The organism is Micromonospora sp. NPDC048830 (assembly GCF_043198215.1).
Taxonomy (GTDB): Bacteria; Actinomycetota; Actinomycetes; order Mycobacteriales; family Micromonosporaceae; genus Micromonospora.
Genome location: NZ_JBICUP010000034.1, coordinates 52544 through 79445 on the forward strand (window position 1 = coordinate 52544; position 26902 = coordinate 79445).

Genomic DNA, 26902 nt, shown 5'->3' on the forward strand with positions numbered 1-26902 from the left:
GCTTCCCCGTGGCCGCGCTCTGACGAGGAGAGAACCTTGACGTCCCCAGCCGGCGCTCGCCCCGCCAAGCGCTCGACCATGGCTCCCCAGCTCAAGGAAGCCATCCGCCAGCTCATCACCCAGGACGAGATGGGGCCGGGCGATCAGCTGCCCACCGAACCCGAGCTGTCAGAACACTTCGGAGTCTCCCGCAACAAGATCCGGGAAGCGTTGAAGCTGCTGGAGCAGGACGGATTGGTCACCGCCATCCAGGGACGAGGTCGGTTCGTGTCGGCCCTGGGTTCAGTGCCGATCGAGCGGCCGGTGAACATCTACGAGAGCATCACCGCGTTGCTGCAGGGACTCGGCTACAAGGTCACCAATGTGGTGCTGAGCGTGGAAGAGGGAACCGCGGACGCCCGGGTCGCCCGCGAGCTGCAGCTGAACGAGGGCGACCCGGTCATCCGGCTCGTGCGCCTGAGGCTCGGCGACGACCAGCCCATGGTCTTCAGCATCAACATCGTCCGGCGGGACGCACTGCCCGGCCCGCTGAAGTTCCGCAACTGGGGCGCGTCCGTCACCAAGAGCCTGGAAGGGCACGGGCACTACATCGCCTTCTCGATCGCCCGGCTGTCCGCCGCGAACCTCCCGGCCGAGTACTCGAAGACCTACGATCTGGCCCGGTACGACCCCTGGCTGCTGGTCGAGGAGACCTGTGTGACCCGCGAGGGCAAACGGCTGCTGTACGCCATCGACTACCACCGCAGCAGCGAGATCGCCTTCAACGTCGTCCGCCGCCGCTAGTGACTAGACCGGGTCACCCCCTACAACCTCGAAGGACACGGCAGTGCAACGCATCCTGGCCGTCGCCCGGCACTACGACTGGGGATCACCGACCGCCATCCCCGCGTTCCTGGGCGATCCGCCCGATCCTGACCGGCCGGTGGCCGAGGTGTGGTTCGGAGCCCACGAGGACGCGCCCAGTCCCGTTGCCGGCAGTGACAAGACCCTTCTCGACGTGGTCGGCAGCCGGCTTCCGTTTCTGGTGAAGCTGCTCGCCCCGGGTCGTTCCGTCTCGTTGCAGGTGCACCCCGAGCCGCACCTGGCCGAGGCCGGCTTTCGCGAGGACGAGGCGCGGGGCATTCCGCGGGACGATCCCCGGCGGCGGTTCAAGGACCCGGTCCACAAGCCCGAGATGGTTTTCGCCCTGACGCCGTTCACCGGCCTGGTCGGCTTTCGCCCCGTCGCCGAATGCGTTCGCGACCTCGACCGGCTCGACGCGGACCTTGCTCGCCGCATGCGGGCCGAGCTCACCGGCCCGGGACCCGATGGCGACCGACGGCGCCGCGCGTTGCAGACTGCCCTGGACGCATCCGCCGACGAGGTGAAGGGATTCGGCGGCGAGCTTCCCTGGCTGGCCGACCTCGCCGAGCAATACCCTGGGGACGCCGGAGTCGCCGCAGCCGTCCTGCTGCGCCGGTTCGTCCTGGCGCCCGGGGAGGCGGTCTTCGTGCCCTCCGGCATGATTCACGCCTATTCCTCGGGCCTGGCATTGGAAGTCATGGCCAACTCCGACACGGTTCTGCGGGCCGGGCTGACGACCAAACTCGTCGACGTGGACGCGCTCATGCGGTGTGTCGATTTCGACAGCGAAGCGGCCGTCGAGGTTTCGCGGTACCACAGCGCAGGACGGCTCTATACCCCTGCGGTGACGGAATTCGCGCTTCTGGACGCCACGGCGGCGAGCCCGGAGCCCGTGCCGCTCTCCTTGGCCGGACAGCAGATCGCCCTCTGTGTCGAAGGGCCGGTCGAACTCATCGACGGCGCAGACCGGCTCGAGCTCGGCCCGGGCCAGGCCGCCTACCTGGCCGACGCGAAAGGCCTGTCGATGCGGGGGCCGGGCCGTCTCGTGCTGGCCGGTCCCGGCCGCGAATCCTAATCCGAAAATGACCGTTCCTGTACGCGCGGCAGCATCCCGGCGCAGCGAGGCGGAGCTGGGATGAGGGTTGCTGATGTGGTTAGGCGGCGGGTTGGAGGGTGACCTGGTAGCCGAGGGCGTTCAGGCCGCGGATGTGGTTGCGGATGGCGCGTTGGGTGCCAGCGCGGTTGTCGACGTGGGTGGGTCCCAGGTCGGTGAAGGTGGCTTGGTCGTCGGACAGCAGATGCCAGACGATGGTCAGGATGGATCGGCCGACCGCCGAGCGGGTCGACGCGGCCCGCGACCGGGCTGTGGCCTTGGCGCTACGCGCGGCGTCCCTGGACGCCCAGGTCACCCCCCGGACCCCGGCGCGGTTCCCCAGCACAACGCTGCCCAGGCACAGGGAAGGCCAGAAAGCCCACTATGACTGAAGCCGGCAGCGACAGCAGCGCCCACGCGATCTCCCGCTCATCCACGCACCTCTCCAGCAGATGCAGCCTTTCCTGGGAAGCCCGAGTCCCTCGGTGACGAGGTCACGCAGCTATCCCGGCTTGAGGTGATCCGATTTGCTGTTGTTGAGCAGCGCCGGCTTCGCGCTGGCGCAACGGCTACCGCGGCCCCGGTGACCGGCCCGGCGCCGGAAGAGACCGAACCCCGGTCGCGAGCGCACACCGATCCTACTCACCGTGACATCCATGGGCGCCGACCTACTTCTGAATGGCCCTCGACGTACTGCCGGGCGGTGCCGGTGCGCTGGAGCGCTAGTACCAGGACCTGCTTGATGCTGTCCAACGCGTGCAGCAGCGGCCCAGGCTGATGGCGGATTTCGGGACACGTTGAAACGACGTGACGTGTGCGACCATGTATGAGTCATCCAGCCGGGAGGGGCAGCTGATGGTTGATCCGTCTAGCAAGCTGGCGGTGGGGCAGGGCCGGCGGCCAAAGACCGGCGGCGTCGACGCCGTGCTGGCCCTGATCGACGGGTTGACGGCTGGCCAGGAGATCCCAGCAGATGTGTTGGACCGGTTGAGTGAGGGTGGCACGGCGGCGCAGGGCGCCGAGTTGCGGCGCCGGGTCGGCGAGGTTCACGCCGCGGTCAGCCGATGGCGGCGCCGCGACCAGCAGCTGTCGGCGCTGTTCTCCAGCGCCCGGGAGCTGGCCGAGCTGCGCAGTGTCGGCCCGCTGCTGGATCGGCTGGTGCAACGCGCTCATGATCTGGTGGGCAGCGACGTGATGTACCTGTCGGAGTTCGACCAAGAAACTGGTGAGCTGCGGGTCAGCTCGACGCTGGGGGCGATCACCGACGCGTTTCGGCGGCTGCGTGTCCCGCCGGGCGCGGGCCTGGCCAGCGAGGTGGCGCAGACCCGGGCGCCGCGCTGGATCAGCGGCTACCCGACCGCCCAGGTCCGCCACGACCCGCAGATCGACGCCGCGGTGGCGGGCGAAGGACTGGTCTCGCTGCTCGGGGTGCCGCTGCTGGCCGGGGACGAGGTGCTCGGCGTGCTGTTCGCCGCCTACCGCAGCGACCACCGCTTCACCGCCGACGAGGTGGCGCTGCTGTCCGCCTTCGCCGATCACGCGGCGGTCGTGTTGCAGACCGTCGAGCTGTTGGAGATTGCCCATCGCTCGGCGCGGGAGGCCGAGAAGGCGTCGGCCGAGGCCGCGCGGCACGCGGCTGCGGTGGAGCGGGCCGCGCAGGTGCACGAGGAGCTCACCGCTGTGGTGCTCGGCGGCGGGGACGCCGGGGGCATCGCCGCAACCCTCAGCCGCGCCTTGCGCCGCGCCGTGGTGATCACCGACCGTTCACTGATGGCGGTGGCCGCGACCGACGCGAACGGCAGCCCGGTCCCGCTGTCCTTCCAATCCACCACCGCGATCGCCGCAGCGCTCGACGAGAGCAGCTGGTCGGGTCAGCTCGTCGAGGTGCCCTCGGCCGACGTGTACGGCGTGGCGGCGGCGGTGGCGGGGCGGTCGACGCTGGGCGCCATCATCGTCGGCTCGGGTGCGGAGGACTTCGGCGCGGTCGACAAGCGCACGGTCGAGCGTGCCGGGCTCATCCTGGCGCTGCAAACCCTGCAGCAGGACGCCGTCGTACGCGCCGAGGAGCAGGTCCGTGGTGAGCTGCTCGCCGACCTGCTGGATTCGTCACGGCCACCCGATGCGCACCTGCGCCAACGGGCCCGCGCCCGCCACGTCGATCTGCAGGCCGCGCGCGTGCCCATCGCCGTGTGGGTCCGCGACGACGACCGGTCGGCGGCGGTGCGCGCCCTGCAGGACCCGGCTGTCGCCCTGCTCGCCGGCGAGCAGGGCTCGCTGGTCGCCGTGTTGTCCCCCGACGAGAGCGGTGAGCGGGCCGGCGCGGCCGTGGCTCGGCGGGTGCGTGCAGCGACCGGCCGGGAGCCCCTTGTCGTCGTCGGCCGTCCCGGCACGCTGAGTGATCTCGCCCACCGGTGGTCCCAGGCGGCCGACTGCGTGCGGCTGCTGGATCGTCTCGGCGTGGCGTCCGGCGTCACCAGCGTCGACGCCTACGCGCCCTACCTCGCGCTGTTCGGTGACAGCGCCGTGGACGTCAAGGCGTTCACCCGCGAACTGATCGGCCCGGTGCTCACCTGGGACGCCGAACGGCACACCGAGCTGCTGGAAACGCTGGCCCTGTACCTCGATCAGCAGGGCAGCCCGGCCCGGACCGCCCGCGCGCTTGGCATCCACGTGAACACGGTGTTGCAGCGGCTGGATCGGGTCGACGAGCTCCTGGGCGCGGACTGGCGGACGCCGGAGCGGCGGTTCCGCGTCGCCATCGCCGTGCGGCTGCACCGCTTGGTGACCATCTGACCGCCCCTGCATGGATGCAACATCTACCTGTTGCCGCTTGACACTGGATTTCTGATCTATGGTGGTGCAGATCACCTGCTTCTAGCGTGGGTCGACAGGCGGAACCAGTTCGCTGTCGGCAAACCACAGGCGCGGCCTTCGCCGCGCGAGGAGGAACGATGACCACCACCTCCACCACCAGCAGGCTGGCCGGGCTGCGTGACCGTACGGTAGCGGAGCGGCGCCGGCTCATCGCAGAGAACACCGGCGTGGAACTGGCGCGTCTTGACGTGCTGGAACCCGTGTCTGGGCTGCAGGTGGAACAGGCCAATCACCTCATCGAGAACGTCATCGGCGTGATGAGCCTCCCGGTCGGCGTGGCCACCAACTTCACGATCAATGGCCGTGACGTACTCGTGCCGATGGCCACCGAGGAGGCGTCGGTGGTCGCGGCGGCCAGCAACGCCGCCCGCATCGCCCGCGTGCGAGGAGGCTTCACCACCTCGAGCACGGCACCGCTGATGCAGGCCCAGGTGCAAGTGCTCGACGTCGTCGACCCTGAGGCCGCTCGCGCTCGGCTACTCGAGGCCGCAGACGAGATCCTCCGACTGGCCAACGATCAGGACCCGTTGCTGATCCGGCTCGGCGGCGGCGCGCGTGAGCTGCTCGTCCGATTGGTCCGTTCCCAGGTGCAGACTTACGTGGTCGCGCACCTCGTGGTCGATGTTCGTGACGCGATGGGAGCGAACGCGGTGAACACCATGGCGGAGGCCGTCGCCAGCCGCGTCGGTGAGATCGCCGGCGGACGGCCGCTGCTGCGCATCCTTACGAACAAGGCCGACCTTCGCGTCACACGGGCCCGTGCCGTCTTCGACGCTGAGAGCCTCGGTGGCCCCGAAATCGTCGACAACCTCGTGCACGCCGCCGCGCTCGCCGAGGCCGACCCCTACCGGGCTGCCACGCACAACAAGGGCATCATGAACGGCATCACCGCGGTTGTGCTGGCGACCGGCAACGACACCCGCGCGGTGGAGGCCGGCGCGCACTCGCATGCCGTCGGCCCGGACGGCCGGTACACCTCGCTGTCGCACTACGAGAAGGACGCCGACGGCGACCTCGTCGGCGTCCTCGAACTGCCGATGCCGGTCGGTCTCGTCGGAGGCGCCACCAAAGCCCACCCGGTGGCGCAGGCGGCCCTGGCCATCCTCGGCGTCACCACCGCCCAGCAGTTGGCTGACGTCATCGTCGCCACCGGGCTGGCGCAGAACCTCGCCGCGATGCGGGCCCTCGCCACCGAGGGCATTCAGCGCGGCCACATGTCGCTGCACGCCCGCAACATCGCGGTGACCGCGGGCGCGAGCGGCGACGAGGTCGACAAGGTCGTTGCGCGGCTGATCAGTGACCGCGCCATTCGCAGCGAGCACGCCGAGAAGGTCCTCGCCGAGCTGCGCGCCGCTCAGTGACTCGACCGTCGGCTCCGCCAAGCACCGTTCCCGAAGGAGAGACATGACTCTGTACGTGGGTATCGACGTCGGCGGGACCTTCACGGACGCTGTCGCCGTCATCGACGGCCGTGCCGTGCGTGGCAAGGCCTTCTCGACCAAGGACGTCACCAGCGGTATCCTCGCTGCCCTGAGCGTTCTCCAGCAGCGCCTCGGCATGCAGGAGCGGGCCTTCTACACCTCCGTCGACCGGCTGGTGCTGGGCAACACGATCGTCACCAACGCCGTCGACGAGCAGAAGTACGCACCCGTGGGCCTGCTGACCACGCAGGGCTTCCGCGACACCCTGCGCATCGCCCGCTCGGCGCGCACTGATGAGCGCAATCCCCACGCCATGGCCCCGGCACCCGAGATCGTCGCACGTCGCCGGATCGTCGAGGTGGCCGAACGGGTCGACGCACGAGGGAACGTCCTGGTGCCGCTGGCCGAGGCGAGCATCGCCGCAGCGGTGGACAGGGTGTTCGCCGCGGGCGCTGAGTCGCTCGCCGTCTGCCTGCTGTGGTCCTTCCGCAACCCGACCCACGAGCAGGCCATCGCCCGATACCTCGATGCCCACCACCCCGGCGTGCCCTACACCCTGTCCAGCGAGCTGACACCGGTCTACCGCGAGTACGAGCGCATGGTCACCACCGCGCTGGATGCCGCGGTGAAGCCGCTGGTCGCCGAGCACTTCGACCAACTCGCCAAAGAGTTGGCCGCGCGTGGCCTGCAGCAGCGGATACAGATCATGCAGGTACACGGTGGGTTTTTGTCCGTCGAGGAGACCGGCAAGGCGCCGATCGCCATGTTCAACTCCGGGCCGGTCGGTGGCGTCACCGGCGCGCGGCTGCTCGGCCAGCGACTGGGCCGACGCAGCATTCTCACCGCCGACATGGGCGGCACCAGCCTCGACGCGGCGGCCATCATCGACGGCCAGTTGCGGGTCCTTCCCCGCGCGCAGATCGGTGGGCTGCAGACCAGCCTCACCGCCGTCGACATCGAGACCATCGGCGCCGGCGGCGGCAGCCTGGCCTGGGTCGACGGCCGCGGGGTCATGCGCGTGGGCCCGCACTCGGCAGGCAGCACACCCGGTCCCGCCTGCTACGGCAAGGGAGGCAACCGCCCGGCCGTCACCGACGCCGCGCTCGTCCTGGGCCTGATCAACGCCGGCTACTACCTCGGCGGGTCGGTGCCGCTCTACCCCGAGAAGGCCCGGGAGGCCCTGCGTGCCGAGGTTGCCGGACCGCTCGGCCTGACCGAGGAGGAGGCCGCGGCGGGCATCTACCGGCTGACCGCGTCGCAGCTGGCCAATGCACTGCGCAAGGTCACGGTCAATCGCGGTCACGACCCGCGAGAGTTCACGCTCGTCGGGTTCGGCGGCGCCTGCGGTTTGTTCGCGGCGGCCATCGCGGCCGAGACGGGCGTGAGCGAGATCGTGCTGCCGCGCAACGCGGCGGTCTTCTCCGCCTTCGGGCTGATGCACGCCGACTCGGTCTTCTCCGCCGTCCAAACCTCGCCGTGGACCTTCGACCAACCGGCCGAACTTCTCGAGGAGTCGTTCCAGGCGTTGGAGGAACGCACGCGATCGTGGTTTGAGTCCGAGGGCATCCCGCACGATCGGCGCGAGCTCTACCGGGAGGCGGACATGAAGTTCGCCGGCCAGATCTTCGAGGTCACCACCCGACTGTCCGGTGACCGCTTCGGCGAGCACCACAAGGACGATCTGCGGCGCCGCTTCATCGCCGACTACGAGGCAGAGTTCGGTTCCGGCACCGCTTGGACCGAGGCAGAGATCCTCGTGGTCAACAGCCGGGTTCGCGGCATCGGCCGTACCGATTCCCAGCACATCCTGGATGACGCCGACGTCGAGGAACACCGCGTCGACCGCAGGCAGATCGTGGACCCGGCCACCGCGGAGCTGATGACCGTGGAGGTGCACCGCGGCTTCCGCACGGTCGGCAAGGCCAAGGGCCCTTGCCTGCTCGAAGAGCCCGACACGACCGTCTTCGTCCCCGCCCGAGCGACCGTCGAGGTGGTCGACGGAGGCCACTTCCTCATCCGCCTCGACAACGCCTGACCGCCCGAAGGAGAGACCGTGGCACCGACCAGCATCCCCGCCGGCTACGACCCCGTGACCCTCGAGGTCGTGCGCATGCGCCTCGACTCCATCGTCGAGGAGATGGGGATCGCCATGATCCGTTCTTCCGGATCACCCGTCATAACCGAGGCCGGGGACCTCAACACCGCCCTCTTCGACGCCCAGGGCCGGATCTGGTCCTACTCCGACTACGTCCAGTTCCACATCGGGTCCGGCAGCGTGGCCGTCCAGAACCTGATCAAGGCTGTCGAGGGAGAGCCGCTGCACCCCGGCGACGCCTTCATCAGCAACGACCCGCACACCGCCGGCGCGAGCCACCCACCGGACACCAACGTCATCTCCCCGATCTTCTACGGCGACGAACTGATCGGCTGGGCCCAGTCCCAGGCCCACCTCGTCGACGTCGGCGGCATGACGCCCGGTGGATTCGCGCCCGCGGCACTGGACTGCTACGCCGAGGCGCTGCGCCTGCCCCCCGGCGTGAAGATCTACGACCGGGGCCAGCCCGTGGAGTCGGTGCGCCGGCTGCTGCTCAACAACGTGCGCGTGCCGGTCCTCTACTGGAACGACGTGCGCAGCCTGGTCGCCAGCAACAACACCGGGATCAAGCGACTGCTGGCCACGGTGCAGGAGTTCGGCCTCGATCGGTTCCGCGAGTACACCCGGCTCAGTTTCGAACTAGCCGAGCAGGTGGTGCGCGAACGCATCCGGCGGCTGCCCGACGGCGTATACACCGACGACGAGTGGACCGAACACAACGGGCACGATGACGACCTGTTCCGCGTCCACTGCACGATGACGAAGCAGGACGACCACATCACCCTCGACTTCCGAGGCTCCAGCCCGCAGACCGGCGGCTTCGTCAACTGCAGCTACGGCGCGCTGGTCGGCAGCATCGCCACCTCCGTCGTGCCGATCATCGCCTGGGACGTCCCCTTCAACGAAGGTGTCATGACCGCCTTCGACGTCCTGGTCGACGACAACTCGATCGTCAACCCGTCCCCGCCGGCCCCGATCAGCAACGGCCACCTCACGACCGGAGCTCGGGTCAGCCGCCTGGTGACCAAGCTGTTCAACCAGGCATGCCAGCACAGCAGCGACCCGCAGATGCGGCAGCGCAGCCAGGGCGTCTGGGCCGACAGCTGGACCGGCGGCATCTCAGCGGGCAACACCAACGCCGGCGACTTCTTCGTGCTGTTCAACATGGACGGCGGCGGCATCGGCGCCGGTGCCCAGCCAGAGCGGGACGGCCTCGACTGCGCCGGCATGATGACCCAGGTGAACAACGCCCTGCCGGACGTCGAGATGAATGAGATGCTCTACCCGGTGCTCTACCTGTGGAAGCGCCTCAACCTGGCCAGCCCCGGGCACGGCGCATTCCGCGGTGGGTTGGGTCTCGACTTCGCGTGGACCCTGCACGGTGCCGAAACCGTCACCCAGACCGTCTTCTCCCCGAGCGCCCAGGTGCCACCGGACGGATTCGGTGGCGGACTGCCCGCCGGCGGCTGCGGGCACGAGATCTGGCGGGAGACCAACGTCGCCCAGCTGCTGGATCAGGCCGTCGTGCCGAGCCCGGGTGATCTCAGGTCGAGGAGCCAGGACCTGCTGGCGATCAACCAGTCAGGCGTGACGATCCGGGCAGGAGACGTCTTCGTGCAGTGGATCGCCGGCGGCGGTGGATACGGCGATCCACTCCTGCGCGACCCCGCCCGCGTCGCCGCCGATCTCGACGACGCCTACATCACCGCCGCAGTGGCCCGAGACGTCTACGGGGTGATCATCGCCGACGGCAAGGTCGACGAGGCTCGCACCGCCGCCCGCCGGGCCGAGCTGCGAGCAGACCGGCTCGGCGGCGTTCAGCCGAGCGTGCCCGTACGCCCAGAGGCGATCGGCACCTCGGCGTCGGCGCCGCGACGGGACGCCGACGGGTGGTACTGCCCGGCCAGCGGATCACGCATCAGCGAGGCAGAGGACTGGCGTACCGACGCTGTCCAGCGGACGACCGGCGCCGCCGCGCGGCTGGGTGAGCTCGGTGTCCGGGTCCGCGATCGACGCGCCGCCCCCGCGGTCCTGATCGACGAGTACTATAGCCCCACCTGCGGAACGTTGCTCGAGACGCGGATCCGCGTCGCCGACGAGCAGCCACTGCCGTCCACCTGACCGATCGCGTCGCGCGAGCATGACCATCCTGCTCGCGCGAACCGTCGGACGGCTCCGGACCCGGCAGCGGTCGGCCGCCTCCGCCGAGCCGGTCGGTGACCCTCGCACGGCCGTCAGATCCACCTCCCCGCGTACGACCAGACCGGGGCCCTGCAGAAGGAGAACTCCCATGACATCTCCGCTCGCCGGCCTGGACGGCTTGCTGGCAGGACGGAACGCGTCGGGCGCACTCGCGGGCGTGGTCGTCCTCGACATCACCCGCGTGGTCGCCGGCCCCTTCTGCTCGCAGATCCTGGCGGACCTCGGCGCGACGGTCGTCAAGATCGAACACCCCAAAGATCCGGACTACGCCCGCGGCTTCCCCCCGTTCTTTGGCGGTGACGAACACAGCGGCTTCAGCGCATTCTTCGCCCAGTTCAACCGCAACAAGCTCGGGCTCACGCTGGACCTGTCCCAGGAGCGGGGGAAGGAGGTGCTGCGCACGCTGGTCAAGCGGGCAGACGTCCTGGTCGAGAACTTCCGCCCCGGCACGATGGACAAACTCGGTGTCGGCGCCGCGGAACTGCGCAAGATCAACCCGGCGCTCGTCTACACGGCGCTGTCCGGGTTCGGGCAGACAGGGCCGTACCGGCGCAGGCCGGCCTACGACAACTCCGCGCAGGCCACCGGCGGTCTGTGGTCCATGAACGGCTACCCCGATCGGCCACCGATCCGGGTCGGGACCATTATCGGAGACCTCGCCGCAACCATGTACGGCGTCATCGGTACGCTCGCGGCGCTCCGCCATGCCGAGGCGACCGGGCAAGGGCAGCTCGTCGACGTCTCGCAGCAGGACTCCGTCCTGAGCCTCACCGAGAACGCAGTCGTCTCATACACGGTGGACGGCACGGTGCCGGCGCCGCTGGGCAACAACCACCCATTCGTCAAGCCCTACGAACTGTACGCGTGCAAGGACGGCTTCGTCTTCTTCGGCGGCTACACCGACAAGTTCTGGCGCCTGACCTGTGCGATGTTCGGGCAGCCGGAGATGGCCGACGATCCCGAGGCCGACACCATGGCGAAGCGGTTCAAGCCTGACGTCTACGAACGGAAGATCAAGCCCCAGCTGCTGGCCTGGTTCGCCGACCGGACGAAGGCCGAGCTGGAGGCGCTCGCCGGCGACCAGGTCCCGCTCTCGGCGATCAAGACGATGGACGAGGTCGTGAACGACCCGCAGATCGCCGCCCGCGACATGATTGTCGACGTCGAGTACCCCGACTTCGGTCCGCTGCGGATGTTCGGGCAACCCATCAAGCTGGGCGTCACTCCCGCTCAGCCCCGGGGTCTGGCACCGCGTGTCGGCGAGCACACCGACGTCCTGCTCCGGGCGCTGGCCGACCTGACCGACGAGTCCATCGCCGAACTTCGCGCGGCGGGAGTCGTCTGAATGACCATCACCCTCGAACGCCACGAAGCGGTCGCAGTCGTCACCATCGACCGGCCGGACAAGCTCAACTCCCTCACCCTGGCGATGTATCAGCAGCTGGGCGACGCCCTGATCGAGGTCCACGCCAACCCCGCGATCGCCGTCGCGGTGCTGACCGGGCGAGGCGGACGAGCCTTCTGCGTCGGCGCCGACCTGACCGAATCGATCCCGGCGCTGGCCGAAGGACGCTTCGACATCTCGGAGTGGGATCACGCCCACCAGAAGCACGTGCAGCAGCGCAAACCGATCATCGCCGCGATCAACGGCCTCTGCCTCGGCGGCGGGTTCGAGATCATGCTCTCGACCGACATCCGCATCGCCAGCACGACCGCCGAGTTCGGGTTGCCCGAGGTCGGCATCGGGGTCGTTCCGGCCGGCGGCACGCTGGTCCGGCTGACCCGCCAGATCCCATACGCCTGGGCGATGCAGCTGATGCTCGGCGGCGACCGTATCAGCGCGGACACGGCCCTGCGGTTCGGCCTGCTCAACGACGTCGTCCCCGCGGACGCGCTGCTCGACACGGCGATGACGTGGGCGGTGCGGCTGACGCAGAACAGCGGCACGGCGATGGCCGTCGTCAAAGAAGCCGTCCAGTACCTAGCCGACCTGCCCAGTGATCAGGCCTTCCGATACGAGGCCCTGCTGGGGCAGAAGGCGTTCACCTCCGCCGACGCACGCGAAGGCATGTCGGCCTTCTACGCACGTCGTCGTCCGAACTTTCCCTCCCGCACGTACCCGGAGCCGAGCTCGTCATGAACCTGCCCAGCGTGGTCGCGCAGCCCGGCATGCCCGATGCCGTCCGCATCTATGAGGTCGGCCCGCGGGACGGCCTGCAGGCCGAGAAACACCTCGTCGCCACCGACGTGAAGCTCGAGTTCATCCGGCGTCTACTGGCGGCCGGCCTGCAAACCATCGAGCTGACCAGCTTCGTCTCACCGAAATGGGTACCGCAGTTGGCCGACGCCGCCGACGTCGTCGCTGGCGTCGACCTGGACTCGGCCCGGCACCCGGTCCTCGTGGCCAACGAGCGAGGGCTCGACCGCGCGCTAGCCAGCGGTGTCCGGGAGGTCGCCGTCTTCGCCAGCGCCACCGAATCCTTCGCCAAGAACAACCTGAACCGCTCGGTCGACGAAGCGCTCACCATGTTCGAGCCGGTCGTGCGGCGCAGCCGCGACGCGGGCGTCGCGGTCAGGGGCTACATCTCGATGTGCTTCGGCGACCCCTGGGAGGGACCGGTCGCGCTCGCCAAGGTCGTCCACGTAGCCGAACGGCTCATCGACATGGGCGCGACGAGCCTGTCCCTCGGCGACACGATCGGCGTCGGCACGCCCGGGCACGTGCTCGCGCTCGTCGAACGCCTGGAAGCAGCACGCATCCCGCGTGGCGTCCTGGCCATGCACTTCCACGACACCTACGGACAGGCGTTGGCCAACGTGCACGCCGCGCTGACCGCGGGAATCACGGAATTCGACGCCTCGGCCGGCGGGATTGGCGGCTGCCCCTACGCACAGAGCGCCACCGGCAACCTCGCCACCGAAGACCTGGTCTGGATGCTCACCGGCCTGGGCTACCACACCGGCGTCAACCTTGAGCAACTCGTCGAGGCCAGTGTGTGGATGGCGAAGCACCTGAGACGGCCGAGTTCCTCCCGCGTGGTGCGGGCCATGGCCTCGACCGACGACCGGGGCCAGGCCTGACGCCCACCAACCGCGGCTACAGGGGGAGTTCAGCGGAGATGCGCCGATCAGGCGCTGTGTCTTCCTCCGCGTCACGCCCTGTCACCAACCTGGGCAGCCCACAGATTAGTGAGCGGTCGCCGCCGTAGAGATGGGGTCACCGCTCGCGCCAGTCGCGTGGCGCTCAATGGCGCTTCTACCGCCCTGGTGATAGATGACCCGCTGTCCGGAGCGGACAAATGGCCCATCGTTGCGGCACCTCGGGTGCGTCGCCGGCCGGCACGCACAACGGCTACCACAGCCGCCGCCGCTGCCAGGACCATCGCCGCTGCTGCTGCAGCAGCGGCCCTTTCCTGCCTCGCCTGCGCCTCATGTCCCACCCGCGCACGCGACAACACGCGTCAGCGGGTTCACCCGATTGATTGCTGGAACACCCGCCCTAGCAGGGCACGGGCGGGCAGGTCGAGACCTGCCCGCCCGCGAGCACTGCGGGGCGATACCTCCGTCACCGGCGTCGGCGGCTGGACTCGGGGATGTTCGCCTCGACCTCCTCGTGGCGGACCTGGTCGTCGATCGGCTGGTCCTCGACCACCTCGTTCTTGGCCAGGTGGACCCGCTCGACCGGCACCCGGTCCTTGGCCACCACGGGGCGTTCCGCGCGCAGCGGCATTTCCTGCTGCGACTCACCCATATCGGCACGAACCTGCCCGGCGTTCTCGGCGGTGATCGGCTCGCGCTCGACATACACCTCGTCGTGCTCGACCGGCACGGTCGTGTGCACGTTCTCGGTGACCACGTGCTTGCGCAGCACAGCCTTGCCGGCCGGCTGGCTCTCCGTGCCGACCCGCAGCCGCTCCTCGGACCGGATCAGGTCCTCGTGGCCCTGCGGGACGCGCTGCGGCGCCTGCCGCGGCTGCATCTGATAGTGCTGGTACAGCCGTGCGGTCTGCTCCGCGTCGAGCGGAATGTCCGTGCCTGCGTCCACACTCGGGGCGCTCGTGACCGTCGCCTTGTCGTAGGCGACCATCAGCTGCCCGTCCATCATCTGGGCGTTGCCCAGCGGAGCCATCGGCTCCTGGCGACCACCCGTACGCAGGCTGACCCAGGCCGGGTAGCCCGCGGTGGCCCACACCTGGCGGACACTGCCGATCTTGGCACCCGACCGGTCCTGGACGTCCTTGCCGTACAGCGAACGCACCTGCTGCTCAGTCAGTTCCACGACCTTCTCCTCTCCCTGTCACCCCCCGCCTACCCGCCCGGCCCCAGCCACTCACCACCCCGCGCCTGCCGGCAGCCCGTGACCACACTCGCAGCGGGCATAACAGCTACTGACGTGGGCAATCGCCGGTTCACGTGAGGTGACTGCGAGGAAGGGGAAGCCATGACGACGTTCAATCCGCCAGCAGGCGGATCGGCGAACCAGCCCACCGGACCGCGTAGGGGCGGAACCGGCACCGCGGCGAAGACCAGCACGGCAGCAACGTTCGCCCTGGTGTTCGGTGTTTCGGCACTGATCTGCGTGCTGACCGCCATCCTGGCCCCAGCCGGGCTCGTGCTCGGGATCATCGGCATCGTCCTCGGGATCATCGGACTCCGCATGACCCGACGCCCCGGCGTCACCGGCCGCGGCGTCGACCTCGGCGGCCTCGCCCTCAGCGTCATCGCGGTCGGGCTGGCCCTGGCCTTCGCCGCCGGCCTCACCACCTTCCTCAACAACGAGGGCGCGGTGAACCGGCTCGAACGCCGCGTCCAGGACCTCCGCCACGACCTGCCACGCTGACCTCCGCCGAACCAGACCCCGCGCGACCTCGGATCGCGTTGGGACACCCCGACAGAGGCAAACCGGTCGAGACACATCCCAGTCAGACTCCCAGGTGGGTATGTGGATCTCACGGTTGCCCGTGGGTGGACGGACCGTATGGCGGTGAGGTGATCACCAGGGAGACGCGGCCGTGCAGGTTCGCCGGTACCAGCGATGGCAGTGCGGTGGAATCGCCGTGGTAGATCTCGCCTCGGCCTGATACCCCTGCCTGATGCGTCTGGCGGTGTTGTCCGCCGCGTGGGCGACCCATGCGGATTCGTACTCCACGCCGACGCCGCGGCGGCCGAGGCACATGGCCTCGATGATGGTGGTGCCGATGCCGGCCATCGGGTCGAGTACGACATCGCCCGGGTTGGTGTAGGTGCGGATGGCGTACCGGGGGATGGTCGGCAGCATCTTGCCGGGGCGCTTCATCGATTCGGGGGTGTATCGGCCGCGCCGTAGGTCACGCGATGGGGTTTGGCCGGTCAGCCAGACCGAGCCCAGGAAGTCTCCGGGGGCAGCCCTTCCGGGTCGGCCGCGCCGACGTGGGGCACGGGCGGGATGGTGCCGGCCTACCCACGCAACGCGTATAGCGAGGTGATCGGCCCACGCGGGATGGCCGGCATGGTTCTGGGGAGCCGTGCTGCCCGCTCCGGTAGGTCGGTGGGTGCGCGGCGGAGGACGGGGTGTGGGGTGCGGTTGGTGCACAGTCCGGTGAGGGTGTGGGCGACCGGTTCCGGGTAGCCGGCGGTGCGGAACAGCCCGTAGACACGGGTGGCGGGAGTGTGGGTGAAGAAGGCGAGCAGGTCGATCCGGACGACGACCGGCTGTGCGGCGTGAGCGGCGGCGAAGGTGTGCGCGGAGCGGCCGGGGACGAAGCCGTGGGCGGCGGGGTGGACCGGGATGGGGCTGAGGACCTCGGTGAGGAGCCGGCGTTGCAGGGCGCGGAGCCGGGATTTGGGTACCTCGATCAGGCGGCCGCCCTCGGTCCAGCGGTAGTGGTAGTGGTGCAGGCGGTGGGCGGTGACGCGTCGGTTCATGGCGCATCGGTCGGCGTACCAGTCGAGGTGTTCGATGCCCAGGTCGAGCATCGCGGCCAGGTCACCGACGGTGTCGATGACGGGGGTGTGCCAGGGGCGGCGGACCGTGCGGGTCGGTGTCACCGGCCGCGTGTGGATGACGACCGTCTCTATATACAGCTCATTTGTATATAGACGGCTGTCGGCGTGTCGGCCCCTCGCGTGCGACACGCACGACATCGGCAGATGGCTGGTGCGATAAGGCGGAGAGGGTGGCGCAACCGGGCTGGGCAATGGGTCTCACTCGCGGGTCAGCCCCGGTGGCAGCGCGTCTTCGTCGGGTCGGACCTGGTGGGCGCTGGCCACCGGGTCGCGGTCGAGGGTGTGGATCAGTGGTGCCGGGCCGCCGATGCAGGTCCAGGTGTCGTCCCACAGCGCGGAGACCAGCCATGACCGGTCGGCGGGAAAGAATAGGTCGGGTAGCGCCCCGTGCGGGTGGCGGATGTGACCACCGGTGCGCCAGGTGAGGGCTTGCTCGGGGCCGGCCTCGACCAGCACGTACGGCCAGTTCCAGTACAGGAACACCCTTGGAGCGTGGGGGAAGACGATGTCGTGGGCGCCGGTGTCGAGGTAGGCCAGCCACCACGGCTGGTCCGGGGTGTGCGTGACGAGGTCCTCGACCAGGGCCCGCTCGTAGGCCGCGGCGCTGAGGTCGTCGGCCTGGTAGGTGGTGGCGTAGGCGGCGAAGACCGGTGGGATGGCGGTGGTGATCGAGACGCCGGCAGTGGTGTGACCAGCGATCCAGCCCACGTCGGCGGCGGTGCCGACGCGCCAGTCTCGCCCACCCTTGTTGACCTGCACACCGCCATTCAAGCCGCTGCAGCGACGGTCGGCGTGGGAATTGGGCGGGTCGCGGAGCGGCGACCCCGCCCCTGTTGCGGGCAACCACGCCGTACGTCTCCCCGCCCTCGATCGATCCACGGCTCTCGCACAGCGTGTCCGGGGCGCCGGCCGGCGACCGCGGGAAGCTGGGTCGCCGTGCCTGCGGGGCCGGGAGCGGGGATGGCCGTGTGTGTTCCGCCATGATCGTGGCTGAGCGTCGAGGTGCCACCCGCTCCCGCCTCGCGGGCGCGTTGGTTGAACGGGCGCGGCCCTGGTGGCCGTAGACCCCGATGCCCGGAGGCGGTGGGTATGGCTGCGTGTGTTTCGCCGTGATCGTTTGGCTGACGGTAGGAGATGCCACCCGCCGCTTCGTCGTCCGCGAGATTCGGTAGACCGCTGATGGAGACCCGCGCCCCCAAGCGCAATCGGCGACCGCGACGGCAAGTACACCGCCGCCTTCGATCACGTCTTCGCCGCTGAAGGCATCACCGTGGTCAAGACCCCGCCCCGTACCCCGCGGGCCAACTGCTTCATCGAGCGCTGAGGCCGCAGCCTCCGCGACGAATGCACCGACCACGTGTTGATCTACAACGAGCGGCACGCGCTGACCGTAGTCGGCGAGTACGTGGACCATTTCAACGACCACCGGCCGCATCAAGGGCGGCAGCAGCGGCCACCCAACCACGACCCGGCCGCCATCATCCCCATGGACAAGCCCGTACGACGCCGACAACGACTCAGCGGGGTGATCAACGAGCACCATCGGGCGGCTTGAAATGATCTTCAAAATGCCAGGTCAAAGCCACTGAACGAGTTTCGGCACGGTACAAGGCTCTGGTCGGGCAGCTGAAGCTTGGCTGGGTGAGTCCGGCCGGCCACTTGCCGTCGACGCTGCGCCGATGGCCTACGCCGCGATCGGTTGTGGCCGGGGCAGCGTTCCACGGATCGCGGCGCGATGTCTCCGCGGACAGATGGCCTCCACACCAGCCACCAGCCTGGGCAGTATGACGCCGCCGACTGTCCAGCGCTGTATACCGTGCTGCACGCAGAACTCACAATGGGAGCCGTAATGGGGACGATCCGCATCACGACCAACGATCCTGATGAGGCGCGTATCCGTGGAGGTGAGGTGTATTTTCCCCATCGGCTCGCCGTGCTTCACCACTCGGCACCATTCCACATGGCGCTGTCGGCAGTGGAGATCGGATCTGTCTCGGCTGGGCTAATCTCCTACTCGGGCGAGGTGAGGATAACCACCGACGAACTGGAAACCGCGTACCAAGTCAACGTTCCGATGAGTGGGTCGCTGCACACGCGCACCGCCTACGGCGAGGTGTTCGCCACTCCCGGCTTGGCCGCCGTCTACAACCCGGACAGCCCAGCGTTATTGCACGGCTGGGTCGACGGTGGCAGCCTGTTCGGTCTGAAGGTTGAACGGGCGGCGCTGGAGTCGCAGCTAGCGGACCTCGTCGACGTCCCTGTACGGACGGCGGTGCGGCTCGGCGGGGCTCTCGATCTGCGGCGTGGTCCTGGCCGCCAGTGGTGGACGCTCGTTCGCTCGCTGGTCGAGCTGGCCCGCGACCCCAGCGGGCCGTTGTCGATGCCGATTATTGCCCGCCCACTGGCCCAGAGTGTGATCACCGCTTTGCTGTACGCCGTGGATCATCCGTACCGGGACCGGCTCGCCGGAGCCCGGTACGGGGCTGCTCCGGCGGCGATCCGCCGGGCGGTGGAAACGCTGGAAGACGAGCCGGAGCTTCCGTGGACGGCGGCTGATGTGGCCAAGCGGGTCGGTGTGAGCATTCGGTCGCTGCAGGAAGGATTCGTGCGTCACATCGGGCAGCCGCCGATGACCTACCTGCGCACCGTGCGGCTGCGCCGGGCACATGTCGATCTGCAGGCCGCGGATCCGGCGCGGCACACCGTGGCCCAGATCGCAGGCCGGTGGGGGTTTGTGCACCTCGGGCGGTTCGCCGCCGCTTATCGGCAACGCTACGGGGAGGCGCCATCGGCCACGCTGTACCGGTCCATGTGAGCGAGTCCGCGTGAATCGGCCGGCTGGGCCGCGCAAATCGGATCGACCGCGGTCGACAACCTGCCTAGCGTTGCGGACATCGCAAGGCGTGGGAGGCGTGATGGTGTTCCCCGAAACTGCAGCCGCGTTCGACTTCAATCCCATGATTGCCCCACACCGGCAGGATCCGCACCTGTTCTACCGTGCGGCACGTGAGCGGCCGATCTCGCTCAGCCCGTCTCTCGGGGCGTACATGGTTAGCCGCTACGCCGACATCCGGGCCGTGCTCGATGATCCAACCACCTTCTCCTCGGCGGCGGCGGTGCCGGCGATGTACGACAACCCGCCCGAGGTGGTGGAAGTGCTGAAGGCGGGCAATGTACCGGAGACAACCGCGGTGGTCAACGAGGATGAGCCGGGGCACCGGCAGATGCGGGCGCTGTTCGACGCGGCAGTTCGCGGCGCCCGCGTTCGCGCGCTGCTGCCCCTGATGCACCAGCGCGCGGGGGAGCTCATCGACGGCTTCACCGGGGCGACCGCCGACCTCGTCAGCGAGTACGCGATCCCGTACGTGCAGACGATCATCAGCGCGGTGATCGGTTTCCCACCCGAGGACACCGAGCAAATCCAGGTGTGGAGCGACGATGTCACTACCCTCTGGAATCCGCTCGTGCCGATCGAGGACCGCGTCGCCTCGGCACGCCGGATGGGCGACTACACCCGCTATCTTCAGGACTTGATTGACGACCGCAAAGCTGACCCACGCGACGACATGATCTCCGTGCTCGTGCACGGCGCGAACGGTATCCCCGGCGTCTCTGACGACTACGTGCACAACATTGTCCGAGGTACCGGTCGGGTGGCCGGTTTCGACACGACCCGCGACGCGATCACCGCAACCGTGCTCGTCGCGCTGCAGAACCCGGCCGTCCGAACCGGGATCATCGACGATCCAGCGCGGACGATCCCGAAGGTGACCGAGGAAGTCCTGCGCCGTGACACCCCGCACCGAGGACTCTTCCGGATTACGACCCGAGAAGTCGAGCTGGGCGGCACCGTCTTGGCCAAGGGCTCGCTCCTGCTGCTGTTGTTCGGGTCGGCGAACCGGGACGAAACGGTGTTTCCCGACCCGGACGCGGTCGACTTGAGCAGACCGAACGTTCACGACCACCTCGCATTCGGCGCAGGCCTGCACGTATGCTCCGGGGCTCCCTTGGCCCGCGCCGAGATCAGAGTCGCGTTGCAGACGCTGTTTGACCGGCTACCCGGCCTGCGTCTCGCCGACGGCTACACGCCGACCTATATCGCGAGCTACTTCTTCCGCGGGCTGGAGTCCCTGCACGTATCGACGCATGCATGACAGATTGACCCAGAGCCGTGGATTGTCGTACAGGACGATCTGAACCGGCCCAACCGCAACTCTGCGGCCAGCGGCCGCGAGCCTCGTTGACGTGCTGAGCTGTTTTCAACCTGAGTAGCGCTGCTCCTCGACCAGATGAAGGACGAGGATCGCGGCGAGCAGTGGCGTGGGGCGGCGGGGCAGCAGTGCAGCTTGGTCAGGAGTTTCCAGGTCTTCAGCGTGGCGATGGTGCGTTCGCCGATGGCGCGGATCTTGGCGTGTGAGCGGTTGACCTCACGCATGGGCTCGGGCAGGTTGCGGCCGTAGAACGGGATGGCGATCGTGCCGCGGGCACCGCGATAACCCTTGTCGGCGAAGGTCATGACCTGGGCGTCGATGATGCCGTGGTGGCGGGCGGCGGTCAGGTCGTGGGTTGAGCCGGGCAGTGCGGGCGAGATCCAGGACAGCCGGCCGGCGGCGTCGGCGATGACCTGGGCGTTGACGCCGTGACAGCGGTGCTTGCCCGCGTAGTGGCGTCGATCTTGTTCGCCGGAGAGCCGGTCTGTGCGGATCAGCGTGCCGTCGAGGATCGCGTACGCCAGGCGCCCGATGCGTTCCATCGCCTCGGCGAGGGTGGGTGCGTGGGCGGCGAGCAGGTCGACGGCCTCCCGCATGTAGCGCCACGCCGTGGTCGTACCGACGCCGAACCCGCCGGCCGGACGAGAGGGAGTGTCGCCGTTGCGTAGGTGCGCCAGGACCAGCAGCGCTTGCCGGCCGGCGTCCAGACGCCGGTAGCGGGTGCCGAGGCGTACTCGGTGAGCGCGTAGCAGTTCGGCGAGGTGGTTCAGGCTCCGCGTGGACAGGGGGATCGTGGCAGGATAGGTCAGCACGAAGCTCCTCGGGCAGACGGCATGTGTCTTGGTCGACCACGTCATCTGCCAGGAGCTTCGTCCATTTTCGACGATCAACACGCCACCGTTCGAGCTGGCGCCTTACCCGCCCGCGCAGGTTGAAAACGGCTCCATGTTGAGTTCGGCGAGACGCTGGCTGACCTGGTACTCGTCGCCTTCCAGGAAGCGGCGCAGGCCCTCGTCTTGGTTGAACTGATCGTCGAGCCAGTCGATGCACCACCGGTCTAGGGATCCAGTCATCCGGCCTGTGAAGGACTTCACCTCGTAGATCCACATGCCATCCCCCGCGACGTAGCGTGTGGGGACGTAGCTGTCGCGGCCGCCGTCACCCCCGGTGCCATCGACGCCCTGCGCGTGCGGATCGATCTTCTTGATGAGCATCTTCATCGCGCGCTCAAACCGCGCCGGGTCCCGTGTGGCAGGCGCCCAATGGATCATGAAAGCCCCTCACGCCTCATCCGGCCAATCACCGTAGCCCGGCCCCTACGCGCTACCGCAACGATCTGATTCTTATCAAGTTAGTGCGCACGTGGGCGGGTGTGGATTGCCTTGAGGGCGTGGCGTCGTTGCTCACCTTCGGTCGGGAGTGCGAGCGGGTCACGGCCAGGTCTTCGAGTAGGTCGGCGACGGATTTCGAGGTCATCGAGGTGCCCCGGTCGGCGTGGACCACGTGCGGGACACCATGGGTGTCGAACACCTGGCGGATCATGGACTCGGCCAGGGGCCCGGACTCGCGGGCGTGCACCCGCGCCCCGACGATGTACCGGGAGTAGATGTCGATCATCACGTAGGCGTCGTAGTAGACGCCTTTGGCCGGGCCTGGCAGTTTCGTGATGTCCCAGCTGTAGACCTGCCGCGGGCCGTCGGCGACCAGTTCGGGACGCCGGCGGGACTGGTGCCGGGCCAGCCGGCGACGCTCGCGCACCTGCCGGTGCTCGCCCAGGATCCGGTACATCGTGGCGATCGACCCGACGTACACGCCCTGGTCCAGCAACGCCGCATAGACCTGTGCCGGGGCGGCGTCGACGAACTCCGGGCTGTTCAGCACCTGCAGGACCCGGTCGCGTTCGGCCGGGCTCAGCGCGTTCGCCGGCGGGCGCCGCGCAGGTCGTGCCGGCGTCGGCCGCAGCCGGTCCCGAACAACGCTGGCCCGGGCGATCCCGGTCAGCCGGGCCGCGTCCCGCGTCGTGGTCCCCGCACCGGTCAACGCATGGTAGGCGCCCATCAGCGCCTGCCGAGCCCAAACACGTCCGGACCGTCCGGCTCGCTCCTGGAGATCTCCTCCAAGAGCTCGCGCGCTTTTCCCATGATCGTCAACGCCGTCTCCGTGCGCGCCAGCCTAGCCTGCGTACGCTCCAACTCCCGCCGCAACCGGGCAATCTCGGCCTGCTCGGCGCTGGGCCACCCGACCGTCTCCCCAGCCGGCTTGCCCTGCAACAACCCGGCGTCACGGGCCCGCCGCCACTCCGACATCAACGACGAGTACAAACCCTCCCGCCGCAGGAACGCCCCGCCCTCACCCACCGCGACGGCCTGCTCATACCGGGCCAACAGGTCCAGCTTCTGCCCCGCCGCGGTCCGGCCGGGTCGCATGGTCCGACTCGTCGACGAGATCTTCCAGGTAACCGGCCTGCCCATGGTCATCGACCACGGCCCGGACCCCGCCGCTCTGGCCGCGTCGATGGCGGCGGCCGGTCTCCCGCCGGTGGTGGGCGTCAAGTTCAGTTCCTGGAACGATGCCGACTGGGACCGGCTGCTGCCGGTCATCCGGGGCCAGGGCCACATGATCAGTGGTAAGGGGGACGCGGTCGCGCACCGGTATTTCGCGAGGGGCGCCACGTCGTTTACTTCGTCCGTCGTCAACCTGGCTCCGCTGGTGGTAAAGGAGCTCGAACGGCTGCTGACGAGCGGCGACCTTGGCCAGGCGGAGCGGCTGACCCGTGACCTCCTCCTGCCCTTCGAGCAGGCGCGCGCGGCCTCTGCGCAGCCTCCGGTGGCCGTGCTGAAGGGGGCCCTGGCGGTGGCGGATCTCGTTGGCGGTCCGTGCCGGAACGACGGTCAGCGGAACCTGGGCGAGGAAGAACGTGATCGGCTCGTCAGCGTGGTCCGGACTCTGAGAGGCCATCGGGTAACCAGCTCTGAGCGTTCTGTTACGGGGAGACACGTCGATGCCGGGTGCTCGACAAATAGATCATCCCCGCCATGATCGCGTTGTGTGCGCAACTGCAACTGTGGCGGGGATGACGCCCGTTCATGCTATCCGTCGAGCTTGACCGATGCGATGTGGGCGATCCTCGCGCCCTTGATGCCGGTGCGTGACCTGCGTAAAGGCGGCCGGCCGCGCAAGTGGGGAGATCGGTTGATCCTGGATTCGATCTTCTATGTGCTGCGGTCGGGCTGTCCGTGGCGGATGATGCCGCGGGATCTGGCGCCACCGGACGCGGCACATCGCTGGTTCACGACGTGGCGGAAGAACGGAACGTGGGACGCGATCCACGACGAGCTTCGCCGGCAGGTGCGGGTAGCGGCCGGTCGTGAGCCGGAGCCGACAGCGGCGGTGCTGGACGCCCAGTCGATCAAATCCAGTGAGGGCGGCGAATGCCGTGGGTTCGACATGGGCAAGAAGACCACCGGCCGCAAGCGGCACCTGGTCGTGGACACGATGGGGCTGATCCTGGTCGTGATGGTCACCTCCGCCTCGGTCAACGACCGTCCCGGTGGGCGGCGGATCCTGGCGCGGCTGGCCGAGGCGTTCACCACCATCGCCCTCGTGTGGGCCGACGGCGGCTACGCCAACAGCATCGACTCCACTCTGCTGACCTGGGCGAAAGAGCAGCTCGGCATCCTGGTGGAGATCGTCAAGCGCAACGACGACGTCAAGGGCTTCAAGGTCCTACCGCGCCGGTGGGTGGTAGAGAGGACGCTGGGTTGGCTGGTCCGTAACCGACGCCTGGCCCGGGACTACGAACGGCTGACCGTCAACTCCGAGGCCATGATCAAGGTAGCGATGATTCGACTCATGACGATACGCCTGGCCGGTCAAACGATCCGCTGGGCCAACGCCACCGAGCGCGAAGCCGCCCAACGTATCAACGTTGAGCGACTTCTCGCCACGTAGTCACCCGGTTACCCGACGGTCTCTGAGAGAGGCCGAGACTCAGCTCGCGCGCAACGCCGGGTGGGCCGATGACTAGGCTTCCTAGCGATGCTACCCGCAGCGGCTTGGTGATCATCGCTGATGTGTGGGATGTGTGCTCTCCAGCAGGTGCCAACGCGGGTCAACCGATGTCGCTACTGGCCGACGCAGGTCGACGATCATGGACGCCGACGTGATCCGTGTGGTCGGCGTGTGGTCATGGCCCGACGTGACCAGCCCGGACGACGTGGGTCAACGCGGGTCACTCCCTGCCGCTGTGGGTCGACCAGCAGGTCGCTAGACTGAGTCCTCGCGCCCTCGTAGCTCAGGGGATAGAGCATCGGTTTCCTAAACCGTGTGTCGCAGGTTCGAATCCTGCCGGGGGCACCTCGAAGATCAGCCGAAACGCCGTCTGAGCTGGCAATATCCATGCCTCTGGATTGGCTGGCGTGTGCAGCCGTAGGCCACCGGACGCCGCTGTTTGTCGTAGGTCGCGGAATATACGCGGAATGACCTTGAGGACGTCTGCCCAGGTCAGACGGGGTGCCTGGAGCAAGATCCGGAACGGCGGCCATCATACGGGCCAGGCCACCCCGCTCAACGCCTCGTCGATCCGGCCGTTGACGGTCGCCTCCTCCCCGTCGATGCACTTGGCGTAGACCTTGAGCAGTACATCGACGGAGTGCCCAGCCCGCTCGGCGACCTCGGTTGCCGGGACGCCCGCGTTGAGCCACAACGAGACGGCAGCGTGCCGCAGGTCGTACGGCCGGCTGGCGAGCGGGGAGTCAACCTGACGTGGAGTCAACGCCAGGCGTCGCGCCTCATCCCAGACGCGGGAGTACGTCAAGGCGGCCCTGAACGGGCCGCACGCGCCGCCGCCTGGGCGCGCGCCGGCCGCTGCCGCTGTCGCTCTGCGGCCGTCACGCCTGATGCCCGGCGGCTGGCGCGGAGAGCGGGGAGCCCGGAGGGCCGCCGCAGCACGACAGGCCGTTGACCGGTGAGGTGATGGGCAGGGCCGCGCGGCCACGAGCCCGCGCGGCGTGGGGGAGATCGGGCGAGCAGGCATCGTAGTGAGGGTGCCGGGATCCCGGGGATCCGGTACGGCGTGACCGACCTCGGGGACCTTCTTGAGTAGATCAATGTCAGATTCGGTCCAAGTGCCATCTGAGATCCGGTTCAAAGCACCCCGAAGCTCAGAGAGACTTGGCTTGCCCTCAGCCCGGCCTGAGGCCGAGGCCGGGGTCCCGATCCCAGCGACGCCGGCACCAACCGCGAGCGCTGCTACCGTGACTCGACCGAGCCTTTGGAGTAGAGTGGTTCCGATTCTCATGCTGCCTCCGCGGCGATTGAGGGTCCGACGGCCTGCAGGCCCCAATCCTGCGGGCCGTCTCTATGTGCGGAAAATGTATCAAGGCGGGGCCTCGGAAGCTGGCCCCACGCGCAGCCAGATGATCTTGAATGCTACAGCGCGTGCGCAGGATGGCCGAGCGGGTAATAATCTTTTGGGCAAAGCGTGTTTACCCAAACATGCAGAGTGAAGATTGCGAAGACGTAACGATGGATTGTTGACGTCGAGCCTGCGGTGCGGCCGAGTGACGACGAACACGAGCAAGGATGGACGCGACAGCGCCCTTGGGGCGGGTCGGCTTACGTGTCTGCTCAGCTCATCGGGCCGTTGGTCGTTCATCAGGACGAAGGAGGCACACCGCTGCCGCCGAGCGGGGGACCGACAAGATCCGGAACATGCACGGAATGATCAAGCACATCAGCGGGGAGCCGCCGGGCGTATGTCCTGGTAGGGCGAGAGGTCGCACAGTCAGCGCTAGACCCTTCCTAAACCGTGTGTCGCAGGTTCGAATCCTGCCCGGGGGCGCCAGCGCGAGGCCTTGACCAGCAACAAGCCGGCCAGCGCCTCGATGGTTATCTATGAAATTTGAATCGCCCCCCGGGATCCCTCGGTAACGCCCGTGGGTGATCAGGTTTGGCAGGCCCGCGTTGTGGGGTGTCGGCGGCTGTCCCTGCGCGTTTATCCGGTCCGGGTTGGGTCATGGGGCCCGCCGCCGCGCTCGGCGCGGCGCTCGGGCTCGGTCGTGGCCTGGTCGGCGCCGAGCTATCTGACTGCGGGCCAGTGCTCCGGCCTTCAGGCCGGGGGTGAAGGTCCGCGCTGGGAGGGCCGCTAGGCCCGAGCAGTGCCTTGACCGGGACGGTT

22 protein-coding genes, 1 tRNA gene and 4 pseudogenes are annotated in these 26902 nt (G+C 68.6%); 16 read left to right on the top strand and 11 right to left on the bottom strand.

Going from position 1 to position 26902, the window contains the following annotated elements; genetic code table 11:
* Positions 1 to 36 precede the first annotated feature (36 nt).
* Both ACGFIZ_RS24955 and manA read left to right on the top strand, forming a co-directional pair.
* Positions 37 to 783 carry a GntR family transcriptional regulator gene (locus ACGFIZ_RS24955; protein WP_393423011.1) on the top strand — a complete coding sequence of 249 codons (747 nt, stop codon included), beginning with the start codon at positions 37 to 39 and terminating at the stop codon, positions 781 to 783.
* A 43-nt stretch (positions 784 to 826) separates the two neighbouring features.
* Positions 827 to 1918, top strand: coding sequence for a mannose-6-phosphate isomerase, class I (gene manA, locus ACGFIZ_RS24960; RefSeq protein WP_393423012.1), 1092 nt, complete (start codon positions 827 to 829; stop codon positions 1916 to 1918).
* Between the two features lie 79 nt (positions 1919 to 1997).
* Here manA and ACGFIZ_RS24965 read toward each other — a convergent pair whose 3' ends face one another.
* On the bottom strand, positions 1998 to 2252 hold the full coding sequence (locus ACGFIZ_RS24965) for a hypothetical protein (RefSeq protein ID WP_393423014.1): 255 nt from the start codon (positions 2250 to 2252) through the stop codon (positions 1998 to 2000).
* Positions 2253 to 2578: 326 nt separating this feature from the next.
* Positions 2579 to 2713: pseudogene (locus tag ACGFIZ_RS24970) on the bottom strand (DUF6244 family protein); the annotation flags it as partial.
* Positions 2714 to 2791: 78 nt separating this feature from the next.
* Here ACGFIZ_RS24970 and ACGFIZ_RS24975 point away from each other — a divergent pair.
* From ACGFIZ_RS24975 to ACGFIZ_RS25005, 7 genes are all read left to right on the top strand, one after another.
* Complete coding sequence (locus ACGFIZ_RS24975; RefSeq protein WP_393423016.1) at positions 2792 to 4729, top strand: helix-turn-helix domain-containing protein; 1938 nt, start codon at positions 2792 to 2794, stop codon at positions 4727 to 4729.
* Positions 4730 to 4887: 158 nt separating this feature from the next.
* Positions 4888 to 6171, top strand: coding sequence for a hydroxymethylglutaryl-CoA reductase, degradative (locus ACGFIZ_RS24980; protein WP_393423018.1), 1284 nt, complete (start codon positions 4888 to 4890; stop codon positions 6169 to 6171).
* Between the two features lie 43 nt (positions 6172 to 6214).
* On the top strand, positions 6215 to 8266 hold the full coding sequence (locus tag ACGFIZ_RS24985; protein ID WP_393423020.1) for a hydantoinase/oxoprolinase family protein: 2052 nt from the start codon (positions 6215 to 6217) through the stop codon (positions 8264 to 8266).
* An 18-nt stretch (positions 8267 to 8284) separates the two neighbouring features.
* Positions 8285 to 10447: a hydantoinase B/oxoprolinase family protein gene (locus ACGFIZ_RS24990; RefSeq protein WP_393423022.1), complete on the top strand. Its 2163-nt coding sequence runs from the start codon at positions 8285 to 8287 to the stop codon at positions 10445 to 10447.
* Positions 10448 to 10616: 169 nt separating this feature from the next.
* Positions 10617 to 11873, top strand: coding sequence for a CaiB/BaiF CoA transferase family protein (locus ACGFIZ_RS24995; protein ID WP_393423024.1), 1257 nt, complete (start codon positions 10617 to 10619; stop codon positions 11871 to 11873).
* Positions 11874 to 12668, top strand: a complete 795-nt coding sequence (locus ACGFIZ_RS25000; RefSeq protein WP_393423026.1) for an enoyl-CoA hydratase/isomerase family protein — start codon at positions 11874 to 11876, stop codon at positions 12666 to 12668.
* An 11-nt stretch (positions 12669 to 12679) separates the two neighbouring features.
* Positions 12680 to 13609: a hydroxymethylglutaryl-CoA lyase gene (locus tag ACGFIZ_RS25005; protein WP_393423028.1), complete on the top strand. Its 930-nt coding sequence runs from the start codon at positions 12680 to 12682 to the stop codon at positions 13607 to 13609.
* 484 nt (positions 13610 to 14093) lie between these two features.
* On the opposite strand, the gene ACGFIZ_RS25010 is transcribed toward ACGFIZ_RS25005, so the two are convergent.
* Complete coding sequence (locus ACGFIZ_RS25010) at positions 14094 to 14807, bottom strand: YsnF/AvaK domain-containing protein (protein ID WP_393423030.1); 714 nt, start codon at positions 14805 to 14807, stop codon at positions 14094 to 14096.
* 162 nt (positions 14808 to 14969) lie between these two features.
* On the opposite strand from ACGFIZ_RS25010, the gene ACGFIZ_RS25015 reads away from it, so the two are divergent.
* Positions 14970 to 15368, top strand: coding sequence for a hypothetical protein (locus tag ACGFIZ_RS25015; protein WP_393423032.1), 399 nt, complete (start codon positions 14970 to 14972; stop codon positions 15366 to 15368).
* A gap of 118 nt (positions 15369 to 15486) precedes the next feature.
* Here the strand turns inward: ACGFIZ_RS25015 and ACGFIZ_RS25020 are convergent.
* From ACGFIZ_RS25020 to ACGFIZ_RS25030, 3 genes and pseudogenes are all read right to left on the bottom strand, one after another.
* Positions 15487 to 15946, bottom strand: a pseudogene (locus tag ACGFIZ_RS25020) (TRM11 family SAM-dependent methyltransferase); the annotation flags it as partial.
* An 18-nt stretch (positions 15947 to 15964) separates the two neighbouring features.
* Complete coding sequence (locus tag ACGFIZ_RS25025; protein WP_393423034.1) at positions 15965 to 16642, bottom strand: hypothetical protein; 678 nt, start codon at positions 16640 to 16642, stop codon at positions 15965 to 15967.
* Positions 16643 to 16711: 69 nt separating this feature from the next.
* Complete coding sequence (locus ACGFIZ_RS25030) at positions 16712 to 17272, bottom strand: hypothetical protein (RefSeq protein WP_393423035.1); 561 nt, start codon at positions 17270 to 17272, stop codon at positions 16712 to 16714.
* A 598-nt stretch (positions 17273 to 17870) separates the two neighbouring features.
* Between ACGFIZ_RS25030 and ACGFIZ_RS25035 the strand changes: the two genes are divergently transcribed.
* The 3 genes from ACGFIZ_RS25035 to ACGFIZ_RS25045 all read left to right on the top strand — a co-directional run bounded on the left by ACGFIZ_RS25035 (position 17871) and on the right by ACGFIZ_RS25045 (position 20667).
* Positions 17871 to 18068: a transposase gene (locus ACGFIZ_RS25035; RefSeq protein WP_393423037.1), complete on the top strand. Its 198-nt coding sequence runs from the start codon at positions 17871 to 17873 to the stop codon at positions 18066 to 18068.
* 294 nt (positions 18069 to 18362) lie between these two features.
* Positions 18363 to 19328 carry an AraC family transcriptional regulator gene (locus tag ACGFIZ_RS25040; RefSeq protein ID WP_393423039.1) on the top strand — a complete coding sequence of 322 codons (966 nt, stop codon included), beginning with the start codon at positions 18363 to 18365 and terminating at the stop codon, positions 19326 to 19328.
* Positions 19329 to 19428: 100 nt separating this feature from the next.
* Positions 19429 to 20667, top strand: coding sequence for a cytochrome P450 (locus tag ACGFIZ_RS25045; RefSeq protein ID WP_393423041.1), 1239 nt, complete (start codon positions 19429 to 19431; stop codon positions 20665 to 20667).
* Positions 20668 to 20772: 105 nt separating this feature from the next.
* Here the strand turns inward: ACGFIZ_RS25045 and ACGFIZ_RS25050 are convergent.
* The 4 genes and pseudogenes from ACGFIZ_RS25050 to ACGFIZ_RS25065 all read right to left on the bottom strand — a co-directional run bounded on the left by ACGFIZ_RS25050 (position 20773) and on the right by ACGFIZ_RS25065 (position 23150).
* Positions 20773 to 21536 (bottom strand): annotated as a pseudogene (locus ACGFIZ_RS25050) (transposase family protein).
* Between the two features lie 102 nt (positions 21537 to 21638).
* Positions 21639 to 21995: a hypothetical protein gene (locus ACGFIZ_RS25055; RefSeq protein ID WP_393423043.1), complete on the bottom strand. Its 357-nt coding sequence runs from the start codon at positions 21993 to 21995 to the stop codon at positions 21639 to 21641.
* Positions 21996 to 22047: 52 nt separating this feature from the next.
* Complete coding sequence (locus tag ACGFIZ_RS25060) at positions 22048 to 22782, bottom strand: transposase (protein WP_393423045.1); 735 nt, start codon at positions 22780 to 22782, stop codon at positions 22048 to 22050.
* Positions 22782 to 23150: a hypothetical protein gene (locus ACGFIZ_RS25065; RefSeq protein WP_393423047.1), complete on the bottom strand. Its 369-nt coding sequence runs from the start codon at positions 23148 to 23150 to the stop codon at positions 22782 to 22784. Before ACGFIZ_RS25065 ends, ACGFIZ_RS25060 begins: the two co-directional genes overlap by 1 nt.
* Here ACGFIZ_RS25065 and ACGFIZ_RS25070 point away from each other — a divergent pair.
* From ACGFIZ_RS25070 to ACGFIZ_RS25080, 3 genes and pseudogenes are all read left to right on the top strand, one after another.
* Positions 23149 to 23763, top strand: coding sequence for a dihydrodipicolinate synthase family protein (locus tag ACGFIZ_RS25070; RefSeq protein ID WP_393423049.1), 615 nt, complete (start codon positions 23149 to 23151; stop codon positions 23761 to 23763). The two genes, ACGFIZ_RS25065 and ACGFIZ_RS25070, sit on opposite strands and share 2 nt — an antisense overlap.
* Before the next feature lie 9 nt (positions 23764 to 23772).
* Positions 23773 to 24594: pseudogene (locus ACGFIZ_RS25075) on the top strand (IS5 family transposase); the annotation flags it as partial.
* 413 nt (positions 24595 to 25007) lie between these two features.
* Positions 25008 to 25080, top strand: a tRNA-Arg gene (locus ACGFIZ_RS25080).
* Between the two features lie 187 nt (positions 25081 to 25267).
* Here ACGFIZ_RS25080 and ACGFIZ_RS25085 read toward each other — a convergent pair.
* Entirely contained in the window at positions 25268 to 25540 is a 273-nt protein-coding gene (locus ACGFIZ_RS25085; protein WP_393423051.1) for a hypothetical protein, read from the bottom strand.
* Between the last annotated feature and the right edge of the window lie 1362 nt (positions 25541 to 26902).

Coding starts and splice junctions, on each gene's coding strand:
- ACGFIZ_RS25015 (WP_393423032.1), top strand. CDS start 14,970: ATGACGACGTTCAATCCGCCAGCAGGCGGATCGGCGAACCAGCCCACC.
- ACGFIZ_RS25000 (WP_393423026.1), top strand. CDS start 11,874: ATGACCATCACCCTCGAACGCCACGAAGCGGTCGCAGTCGTCACCATC.
- ACGFIZ_RS24975 (WP_393423016.1), top strand. CDS start 2,792: ATGGTTGATCCGTCTAGCAAGCTGGCGGTGGGGCAGGGCCGGCGGCCA.
- ACGFIZ_RS24980 (WP_393423018.1), top strand. CDS start 4,888: ATGACCACCACCTCCACCACCAGCAGGCTGGCCGGGCTGCGTGACCGT.
- ACGFIZ_RS25065 (WP_393423047.1), bottom strand. CDS start 23,150: ATGCGACCCGGCCGGACCGCGGCGGGGCAGAAGCTGGACCTGTTGGCC.
- ACGFIZ_RS25045 (WP_393423041.1), top strand. CDS start 19,429: ATGGTGTTCCCCGAAACTGCAGCCGCGTTCGACTTCAATCCCATGATT.
- ACGFIZ_RS24985 (WP_393423020.1), top strand. CDS start 6,215: ATGACTCTGTACGTGGGTATCGACGTCGGCGGGACCTTCACGGACGCT.
- ACGFIZ_RS25070 (WP_393423049.1), top strand. CDS start 23,149: ATGGTCCGACTCGTCGACGAGATCTTCCAGGTAACCGGCCTGCCCATG.
- ACGFIZ_RS25055 (WP_393423043.1), bottom strand. CDS start 21,995: ATGATCCATTGGGCGCCTGCCACACGGGACCCGGCGCGGTTTGAGCGC.
- ACGFIZ_RS24995 (WP_393423024.1), top strand. CDS start 10,617: ATGACATCTCCGCTCGCCGGCCTGGACGGCTTGCTGGCAGGACGGAAC.
- ACGFIZ_RS25060 (WP_393423045.1), bottom strand. CDS start 22,782: ATGGGCGCCTACCATGCGTTGACCGGTGCGGGGACCACGACGCGGGAC.
- ACGFIZ_RS25040 (WP_393423039.1), top strand. CDS start 18,363: ATGGGGACGATCCGCATCACGACCAACGATCCTGATGAGGCGCGTATC.